Source organism: Citrobacter sp. GW821-FHT02E08 (genome assembly GCF_059421685.1).
In genome coordinates this window covers 144962-155081 of the sequence record NZ_JBWKVL010000013.1, presented here as the reverse complement: position 1 = coordinate 155081, position 10120 = coordinate 144962, and the positions used below count along the sequence as shown (strand labels likewise).

4 protein-coding genes are annotated in these 10120 nt (G+C 52.3%); all 4 read right to left on the bottom strand.

Features of this window, described 5'->3' with window-relative positions:
* Positions 1–304: 304 nt before the first annotated feature.
* The gene (locus AC07UY_RS16745; RefSeq protein WP_203361117.1) at positions 305–1639 is read right to left on the bottom strand and encodes an HlyD family type I secretion periplasmic adaptor subunit; all 1335 of its coding nucleotides are present in this window, start codon (positions 1637–1639) and stop codon (positions 305–307) included.
* Positions 1636–3396, bottom strand: coding sequence for a type I secretion system permease/ATPase (locus AC07UY_RS16740; RefSeq protein ID WP_494660097.1), 1761 nt, complete (start codon positions 3394–3396; stop codon positions 1636–1638). Before AC07UY_RS16740 ends, AC07UY_RS16745 begins: the two co-directional genes overlap by 4 nt.
* 60 nt (positions 3397–3456) lie before the next feature.
* A complete protein-coding gene (locus tag AC07UY_RS16735; RefSeq protein ID WP_494701609.1) occupies positions 3457–8751 on the bottom strand; it encodes a peroxidase family protein in 5295 nt (1764 codons plus the stop codon).
* A gap of 619 nt (positions 8752–9370) precedes the next feature.
* Positions 9371–9976, bottom strand: coding sequence for an FMN-dependent NADH-azoreductase (gene azoR / locus AC07UY_RS16730; protein ID WP_494701608.1), 606 nt, complete (start codon positions 9974–9976; stop codon positions 9371–9373).
* Between the last annotated feature and the right edge of the window lie 144 nt (positions 9977–10120).

Below are 10120 nucleotides of genomic sequence, written 5' to 3'. Positions count from 1 at the left end.
ACAACGGTGGGTTGACACCCACCGAGATGGAAAGACAAAGAACCTCTGGCTGTGTCCAAATTAAGTAGACCACTTCATGCCCGACCCGGTCGCCTGGAGGAATAAACGGAGGGGACCGCGAAGCGGCAATTTTCCTGCCGGGAGCCGGGATTGTTAAGGGGGCGGCGATAGCCCCCTTAACCCGTTCACGGGACATGAAATACCAGAGTAGCTAAGAACATAAGGTGAACGGAACCCTTCGCCAGAGTGACAGATTCTCCCTAATTTCTTAACCGACCATCATGACTAACCACACCTACCAGAATTAATACTCTTTGAACGCCAGCTCCAGACGGGCAAGCAATGGTTTAAACAGGTAGCTCAGAAAGGTGCGCTCACCGGTTTTAATCGTGACGCTGGCGGGCATCCCCGCTTTAATTTTGTAATTTCCCAACAGATGCACCCCTTCCGGGGAGACCCGGACTTCAGCGAGATAATAGGGCTGCTGAGTCACTTTATCGATAAGACGGTCGGCCGAAATGGTTAACACCTGCGCCGGCACCGAAGGCAATAACGCATGGTTGAGCGCCGGGAATAGCACATCGACGGTCAGTCCCGGCGTCATTTTATCAATGGCATGTACCGGAATTTTGGCGTCGATTTGCAGCGGTTGCTCTGCGGCGACAATATCCATCAAATGCTCACCCGGTTGAATGATCCCGCCGACGGTACTGACTTTTACGTCCAGAACGATCCCGTCGATCGGCGAGCGGATCTCCGTGTTATTCAGCTCGTGTCGGGTCGACGCTAACTCATCTTCCAGCATGGCGACCTCTTTTTGTTTGAGGGTCAGCTCCGATTCCACTTCCTGGAGAAACTGGTGCTGTACCTGATACGCCTTAATCTTCATTTCATTTTGCTGAGACTTGAGTTTGGCAATATTAAGAATATCTTCTGAGACATTACTGGATATTTCGGCGGCCTCCCGCTCAAGCACCAGTAACTGGGCCTTGGGATAGTAGTTTTTTTCGCTCAGTGCGCGAATGGCGCCCAGTTCTCTGCTAATCAGCGTAAATTGATGCTCGCGAAACCCTTTTATCTTGGTTAAATTTTCGGTTTGCCCGGTCAGACCGTCCAGGGTTTCCTGAATCATGGATAATTCATCCTGAATATTTTTTCTGCGGGTTTCAAACAGCTTTTCTTGTAATTGACGGACTTCGACAAGGCGCTTATTACTGGAAAATTGGCTTATCAATTCCTCGCTATAGACGATGGTATCGCGGCCGTCTCTTTCTGCCAGTAATCTGTCCTCATGGGTTTTTGCCGAGATATATTGTGCAATCAATGCGCTGTAACGCATATCAAGCTGCATTTTATCCAGGCGAACAAGGATTTGATCTTTCTTAACCCGATTGCCTTCCTTAATCAGAATATCGGTCACGCGTCCGCCGCTTAAATGTTGAATCGTTTTTCGATTACTGGAGACGGTAACCGTACCGTCAGCGACCACACCAGCGTCCAGTGGCGCACCTACCGCCCATAATATAAAACCACCGACCCCCAGAATAATCACAGCGATACCTCTGATTAAAGGCGGCCATATATTTGTATCGACACTCTCCGTCTTTGGCTCTGTCGTATTCTCTGTCTGCTTTTTCATGATAAAGCCTCTCGTTGTGGTTCATTATTCTGGGCAGGTGGTGGGGTGGTTGATGCGTTGGGAACCGATTTTAAAATATTTGCCTGACGCAAATTGGCAAACACCTGGTCGCGCGGACCGAATTCCTGAATCGCCCCTTCGTTGAGCAATAACACTTTATTGACGACGCCCAGCAGCGTCGGTCGGTGCGAGATAATGATCACCGTTTGTCCCTGTGTGCGTAGTGTATTGATGGCCTTGATGAGGGCCTGTTCACCCGCGTCGTCAAGGTTAGCGTTGGGTTCGTCCAGCACGATGAATGCCGGGTTGTCATAGACCGCCCGCGCCAGCCCGATACGCTGCCGCTGGCCGCCCGACAATTGATATCCCTCGGCACCGAGCGGGGTATCGTATCCCTGTGGCAGACGTAAAATCATGTCGTGTACCCCTGCAAGTTGCGCTGCCGCCACGATCAGTTCGCTGTTATTGGGGGTAAAGCGTGCGATATTCTGCGCGATGCTACCGTCAAACAATTCAACATCCTGCGGCAGGTAGCCGAGAGACGGACCAAGCAAGGCTTTGTCCCACTGGCAGATATCTGCGCCATCGATACGGACCTTACCGGAAAGCGGGCTCCAGACGCCGACCAGCAGTTTTGCCAGCGAGGTTTTTCCGGAGGCAGAGGGGCCGATTATCCCCAGGATTTCTCCCTGTTCGAGTTGAAACGTGATATTTCGCAGCGTTGGCGTTTTTTGGCCTGGAGGTGCCGCGAAGACGCCTTCTACGCTGATATTGCCTTTTGGACGCGGAAGCGTCAGCACATCTTTCTGTTCCGGAAATTCCCGTAACAGTGTGGTGGTCTGATGCCAGGCGTTGCGAAACTGCACAAACTGTTTCCAGCTACCGATGACCTGTTCGACCGGATTCAACACCCTGCCGAGGATAATGGAGGCGGCAATCATCAGGCCGGGGGTGATTTTCCCGTCGATCACCAGTAAGGCACCCGCACCCAGCGAAACAGATTGCAGTAAGATGCGAACAAAGCGGCTCAGACTGCTTAATGTGGCGGTTTTGTCCGCAATTTGTGTTTGCAGAACCAGCACTTTACTGTGCTGTTCCAGCCAGTGTTTTTTCAGCGTTGCCAGCATTCCCATCGCTTCAATGGTGTCGGAGTTTTGCAATTGCTTATTCAGTTTACTGGTATTGTTGATGGTTAATGCGTGCGCCTGCTGAATCGGTTTTTTGGTTGACAGTTCTGACACCAGCGTCAGGGTAAATAAGATGAGTATCCCGATAATGGAAAGATATCCCAGCAGCGGGTGGACAATAAACGCAATCAGTAAATAGAAGGGTGTCCACGGAATATCTAACAGGGCAAATAAACTGTTGCCTGCCAGAAACTGGCGGATTTGCGCCAGGTCGGCCAGCGCCTGCGCCGGGTTATTTTCACGGGTGGAAACCCGGCGTTTAAACGCGGCATTAAAAACTAATTGATTTAATTTCACATCCAGTCGGTTGCCAAATCGCGTCATCACGCTGGTGCGGGCATATTCAATCATTGAGATAACTGTATACAGACCGATTATCAGTAATGTCAGCATTAACAATGTGGTGGTGTTCTTACTGACCAACACGCGATCGTAGACTTGTAACATATAAATTGCCGGCGCCAGCATTAGCATATTAATCGTACTGCTAAAAAACAGTAACATCAGAAATGCAGGCTTACATCCTTTCAACGCATTTTGTAGCTCAGTTGGCTTTTGCTGGCGCGGCATAATAGGCTCCTTACTCGTTAATCAAATGTTCAACAGTTCGGCTTTTCTTATTCCAGACGTTTAAATAATAAAGTCAGTAGAGTTAACGGTATTGGCCGCAACACCCGTCAGCGTAATAATATCGCCGCCGATGGTGATGATCGTTTGGTTATTATTTCCCGAAATCAAAACCGTAGAGGTAAAGTTTGCGGTAGTCACTCCCATTCCAGAGATATTAATCAGATCCTGTCCGGCGGTAGCATTACTGTCGAAACCAGAAATGCTGTCCTGTCCGAACCCGCTTGAGAAGATGAAGCGGTCGTCACCGGTACCGCCGTCCATGGTGTCGTTACCTGTACCGCCCGTCAGCACGTCATTGCCGAGACCGCCAGAGAGCACATCGTTGCCTGCGCCACCCAGCAGGGTGTCAACGCCGTTTGCCCCTTGCAGGTTGTCGTTGCCGTCGCCACCGTCGAGAATGTCGTTGCCAACACCACCCAGCAACTGGTCATTCCCGCCCATCCCGGATAAGTTGTCATTGCCATTACCCCCGGTGATGGTGTTCGCCAGCGCGTTACCAGTGCCGGTGAAATTCCCTGTACCGGTGTATTCCAGGATTTCGACGTTGTCCGTCAGGACATAAGTGGCGAGGCTGGTCTCGACAGTATCAGTCCCCGCATTTGCCCCCTCGATCACCACGTCACCCGCGTTATCAACGATATAGAGGTCATTCCCGGCGCCACCGTCCATGGAGTCGGCATCCAGTCCACCATCCAGTTGATCGTTGCCGGCCTCGCCAATCAGCGTATCCCGACCACTGCCGCCTTCAATGTCATCATCACCGGCTCCGCCGTTCAGCAGATCGTCACCCGCCTGACCGAGCAGGGTGTCATTGCCGCCTTGCGCAAGGATGACGTCACTCCACGCTGTTCCCGAATGGGTGTTTGATGCGTTGGTGCCGACGATCATATCGCCAATCGGTTGAGTGGCGGCGGAGGTCAGGACGACGGATGGGTTCCCCTCATCATCGGTGACCGTTACCACGACCAGCAACGTACGACCAATCATGTTTGCTGGCGGGGTGTAGGTCGCTTGCGTCGCCCCGGCGATATTGGTGAAAGTGCCGTTTGGCTGGTTTACTCTCCATTGGTAGGTGAAGTTATTCCCGGTTAAACCGTCTGCATCCGCAATGCCGGAAACGAGGGCGGTCAGCGTGACGCTTTCCGTTGGCGTCAGATCGCTAATGACCGGCGAGCCGGTGGTGGGCTGGTCGCGTACCATCACGGCACTGGTTTGCGACGACACCAGTGTTTCAGCATCGCCCATGCGGTCGGTAAAGCTGGCAACAACCCGCAGCGGCGCGCCCAGAATATTCCCCGGAACCCTGAACTGCGTACCTGTCGCCTGATCGCGCCATTGACCGTTGACCAGCGCCTGCCAGGTCATGGTGATTGGTGTATCTGCGGCAATACCATTCCCGTCGAGCAGATTAGACAGATTGACCTGCAACAAATCGCCCACTTCCGGTGTTCCGTCGCTAATGGCCAGATTGCCGGTGGCTCTTTGCGCCGTCACCCAGAGCTGATCGCCGTTACCAAACTCCAGTTTTTCAATGTTGAGCAGGCGGTCTACGCCGTCATTGAACGCCAGTCCTGCCGCCGGAGTGGCATGATTGACGGTAAGACTGCCGTCGGCATTACGCTGGAATTGATAGTTGCTGCTGAGATCCCGGTAAACGGCAACGTCGGTTTCTGTGCCATTACCGTCGCGGAGGATTTCCCGCACAATCGACAGCTGGTTCGGTTTGAGCGTGCCAGCCTGCATGTAGGATTTGAGCTCATTCATGCTGTCTGCGCTGGTTAACCCTTGCATCCCGGAGACCGCGATACGCACGTTCAGCCACGCATCACCGTCGATGATGTCGTTGCCGGCCTTACCGGTGATGCGGTCGCTGCCGCCGCCGCCGAGCAAAATGTCGCCACCGTTGTCCGGATTAAACAAGACGGCATTGCCCGATGCTGCGCGTGGAACACCCAGAATCGACTGGAGTCCGGTGATTCTGTCTGCGCCCTCCTGGGTCAGGTTGTTGGAAAGCGGCGTGCCCTGAACCGGCGCGGTTCCGATAGGTTGCTCTGTGCCTACCAGCACATCGTTAAATTTCCAGCCCGAAAGGCCTTCCACCAGGTCAAAGCGATCGCGCAGGATAAACTCTTGCTGGTTGACGAAAATCGGGATGCCCAGATCCGAGTTGGCGGCGTTTGGGTCACCTTTGTGGATGGCCCAGTCAAAACCAGACATGCCGTTGTTGCGCTGAATGCCCGCGCCCTGAACCATAATGTCGTCACCGGCTTCGCCATCGTAGTCGGTGTCGTTACCCTGACCGTTCAACACGTCATGACCAATGATGGTACTGTTAAAGAACAGTTCGGAGTTATCGCCGGCCAGGGTATCGAAGCCGTCACCGCCTTCTAACCAGTCGTCGCCTTCGTTACCCATCAGGGTGTCACCGCCAGATCCCCCCAGCGCGAAGTCATTATCGCGTCCGGAAAAGACTTCCTGAGCATCTTCGCCGATCACCATGAAATCACTGCCGCTGCCGCCGAAGATCAGGTCGTTACCGTTACCGGAGAAAATGACGTCGTGTCCCGCATCGCCATGCAGGAAGTCAGCGCCGCCGATGGGGGTTCCGGTGTCTGTAATGATGTCGTTGCCATCACCACCGTGCACAACGTCGGCTTCATCGCCACCGTCGAGACGGTCGTCACCGGCATCACCCCACAGGCTGTCGATACCTTTGCCGCCAATTAAGGTGTCGTTGCCCGCCGAACCGCCGAGCACCACGTGGCCATCACCGGTATATTTCAGGTAGGCACCGTCAGCCGCGCCGTCATTATCGACATCCGCTCCCGCCGCGCGGCGCACCACCAGTGGGAAGAGGAGGTCTTTCAGCGCATTGTTCCATTTCGGATCGGCATGCGTCTGCAAGGACTGGTTGACTTCGAAGGTGTAATCCGGCGTCTGGAACAGGTGGGCTGGCAGGTGAGACGAACCCGGATCGCCCAGATCGCTGTTACGCATCACCAGGGCAGAGAAGGAGTTTGCCTCCAGTTCGTTCAGCATGTTGAGACCCTGAACGCGGCTCAGATAGTAGAACCGGTCACCGTCCTGCAACATCTCCATCTGGGTTTCAAAGACAAAGTTAAAGGTAGAGCCGAGCATGCCGCCGAACTCATTTTTGCGTTCCGCCAGCCCGCCAATCCAGAAATCAACCATATTGAGGCCGGTTTCTTTGTTGGCCCAGGCACCGGTTCCCATAAAGAAATCGAGCGCATCGGCACGTGCCGGGTCCTCTTCTGATCCAAACAGGAGGAAGTTCACCGCCGCGCGTTTCCCTTCCAGTGTGGTCGCGTTTTTAATCAAATCATGCTGACCGTAGGCCGCCATAAAGTTGATGATCGACGCCGGGTTTTTCAGGAAGGAGCCAAAATCGGCCCAACTGGTGTAAGGGCGCAGCTCGCTGTTGCCAGTTAATTCGTAGAATTGCTCACGCGCCTGATTGAGGGTGGGCATTAAGGTGTCGCGCCCGCGTGCGATGTTGAGTGCGCCCAAATCCAGCGGCAGCCCGACCAGGTTATTGCGCAGCGCCTCGGTAATGAACTCGTCAATTTCGTTTCCGACCTGACGGGTCATCCCGCGAACAATCGCGCCGACAGCCTGATCGCTGGAGATGGTTTGGCCGTTAAGCTCATGGAACGCGACAGGGTTAAGGAAAGCCTCAATCAGCCCGATGTCATCGTCTTGCATGTCGGCATCGGTACGGGCGACGGTTTCGGTCAGCATCGAGTGACCAAAGCGGTAAACCACGTGGGCAAATTCAGCAAAAATGGCCGGGTTGATGTCCGCCGTGTTGGAGAAGACGAACGGATCGACCGCCGGTTGCACGGCACGGGCGAACTCCTCAAACACCAGGTGCTGATATTGCATTTCCGTCGCGAAACGACCGGCCTGGAACAGATATTCCCCGTTCCATTGCAGGGCGTTGAGATCCTCTGGCAGTTCGGTAATCTGATGGTTTGGCATCAGCCATTGGTTGATCAGATCAATATCGTTAGTTTCAAGGATGGTGGTCTTGTACTGCTCGACCAGTCGGTTATGTTCACTGTGGAACACAGAGTGTACGGCGGTCAGACCGATGTTTTCGTTGCCGCGACCGTCGCCGGTAATGAAGTGTCTGTCGAGCAGTTCATCGTCATAGGTTCCTGCCCCCGGTGCATTACCCACTTCGCTATCACTATCGGCTACCAGATTGGCTTTCGGCACGGCTGTGTGGGCAATATCATCGAGGAAGGCGTGCCCGGTTCTCAACGTATCGGCAGGTAAGGCCTCGCCATTGGCTTCAACCAGTCCACCTTTGGTCACGATTTGGACTTTGCCATCCTCGCTTAAAATCAGGTTGCCGTAGCGGTCGGTCGCCAGCAGCGGTACGTTGAAAACGTCCTGATTGGTCAGCTTAATGCCCAGCAAGGTTTCGGCCTGATGTTTGATATCCGCCCAGGTTGCCAGCCCGCCGTTGCTCCCTTCCAGCAAATGACCGGTGGGCACCGGCTTACCATCCACCATCACATATTCACGGATAAAGATTTGATGAGAAGGGTGGGAGGTGTAGGTCTGGTTCTGATCAATCCACGGGGTGGTGGTGTTGATGGTTTCATGATTGGCATCGACTTTCGCGCGGGTGAGGATCATGAAGTTAGTATCAGGCTCCCCCTCTACCGGCTCTTTATACAGAGGATCGCCCGGCATCAGCGGAATAAAGACAATGCCATTGCCTTCCTTGGGGATCAGGTCCAGGCCGTGGTCGAAGAACTGGCCGAAAAAGGTCATCCAGCCATTAAACGCCGGTGATAAACCGATGTCAGGCGAGAGGTTCGGAATCGATAAACTGCCGTTGTCGGAAACCGCACCGCCGCCGGGTACGTCAGCCAGTCCGTCATGGGCATCCTGAGCCGCGGGGTTAGAGGCGGTTTGATCCGAAATCAGGTTACTGATAATACGCGGATCGGCATCGGTCACCATCTGATTTGGATTTAAGGTGAGGTACTTTGCCAGCGCCTCCATATCATTCAAATCCAGAGCGACCATTCTGGGCATCGCCTGGTCGGCAGAGCCGTACAGCTCCTGGCCGGGCAAAAGGTTGTTCCATGAGCCATCTACGGTACGCAGGCCGTAAGGTAAAAGAGGGCTGGAGACGAGCTCGCGAAGCAGATCGCCATTCACGCTACCATCCGGATTGGTTGCCGCTTCTGATATCTTGATTTGCTGAAGAATAAACGCCAGGTCGTGCAACGTTACTGTGAAGTCGTATTGTGTAGCCATAGATAATTGCCTCATTGCTTGAATAAGCATTCTCATTCGCATCTACCAAAATAAAGGCAGAAGAAATGCACTGAGTCCAACTTTCAAAATTATCTGATTAATAATTACGCATCTAAGTTCTTTTCTAATGGTAAATGACAATACCTTTTGACCTCCATTTTTTGCCGATACTTAAATTTACTTTGTCCGCTAAGTTTATTTTTATCTTGAAGAAATAATAAAACCAGCAATCAAAATTGAGATAATGCATTGAAAATATTGAATTTTATAAAATATTTCCATTTGTGAGATAAAAATACATTAGCGTTGTTTATAAATATTAAAGAGTATTTCAGTAGTGTTACAAATGCGTAATGTTCATAACTATGAAAGGTCATGGTTTTAGAACCATCATACTTTTTCATGAACCGAAATATTTTTTCTAAACTGTTACGCGGCTAATAAAAATGGCAGGGGAGATAAAAAGAATAAACATTCATCAAATGAATAAATAAAAGGCTTATTAAGATTGTGGTTTTGTGGTGAAGGTAAGGAATAAGTAATACAAAATACGATGGGGGGATTTTGGGATATAAAAGAAAGACAAAACCCTCTCACCTGGCGGTGAGAGGGTTAATTTTTAAGCGGCAACGACGCTGTCGATGGCCGCTTTGGCGTCGGATTGCGCTTTGGTCGCGACATCCGGACCGTAGGCAATCCCTTCGGCAAACACAAAGTTCACGTCGGTAATACCGATAAAGCCGAGGAAAACTTTCAGGTACGGCGCAATCAGATCAGTCGGGGTATCTTTGTGAATACCGCCACGGCTGGAGAGGATCACCGCGCGTTTACCGGTAACCAGACCTTCCGGACCTTTCTCGGTGTAGCGGAACGTGACGCCAGCACGCGCAATCAGGTCGAAGTAGTTTTTCAACTGCGTCGGGATGTTGAAGTTATACATGGGCGCAGCGATGACAATCACATCATGGGCTTTCAATTCCGCAATCAGTTCATCGGAGAGCGCCAGCGCTTCCTGTTGACGCGGCGTCAGCGCAGCATCGCTCGGACGCAGTGCGCCAACCAGTTCACCATCCAGTACCGGAATGGGGTTAGCCGCGAGGTCGCGAACGGTGATTTCGTCTGCGGCGTGTTTTTCACGCCATTGTTCAACAAAATAATCAGACAACTGACCAGACTGAGAGTACCCTGCCAGAATACTGGATTTGAGGACTAATACCTTGCTCATAGGTGTTTCCTTGTATGTGTTTGAAGGGGATGCCCCGTTGCTTGCAGACACTTTATTCACAATCCTGCCGCAGTGATAGCGCAATATATCGAAGCCTATGTTCGAAATTATTGAACAACACACGGTTAGCGCCGATGTGGTAAT

What these genes read in the sequence shown, in the direction of transcription:
- AC07UY_RS16745 (WP_203361117.1), bottom strand. Translation starts at nt 1,639, where the DNA reads ATGAAAAAGCAGACAGAGAATACGACAGAGCCAAAGACGGAGAGTGTC.
- AC07UY_RS16740 (WP_494660097.1), bottom strand. Translation starts at nt 3,396, where the DNA reads ATGCCGCGCCAGCAAAAGCCAACTGAGCTACAAAATGCGTTGAAAGGA.
- AC07UY_RS16735 (WP_494701609.1), bottom strand. Translation starts at nt 8,751, where the DNA reads ATGGCTACACAATACGACTTCACAGTAACGTTGCACGACCTGGCGTTT.
- azoR (WP_494701608.1), bottom strand. Translation starts at nt 9,976, where the DNA reads ATGAGCAAGGTATTAGTCCTCAAATCCAGTATTCTGGCAGGGTACTCT.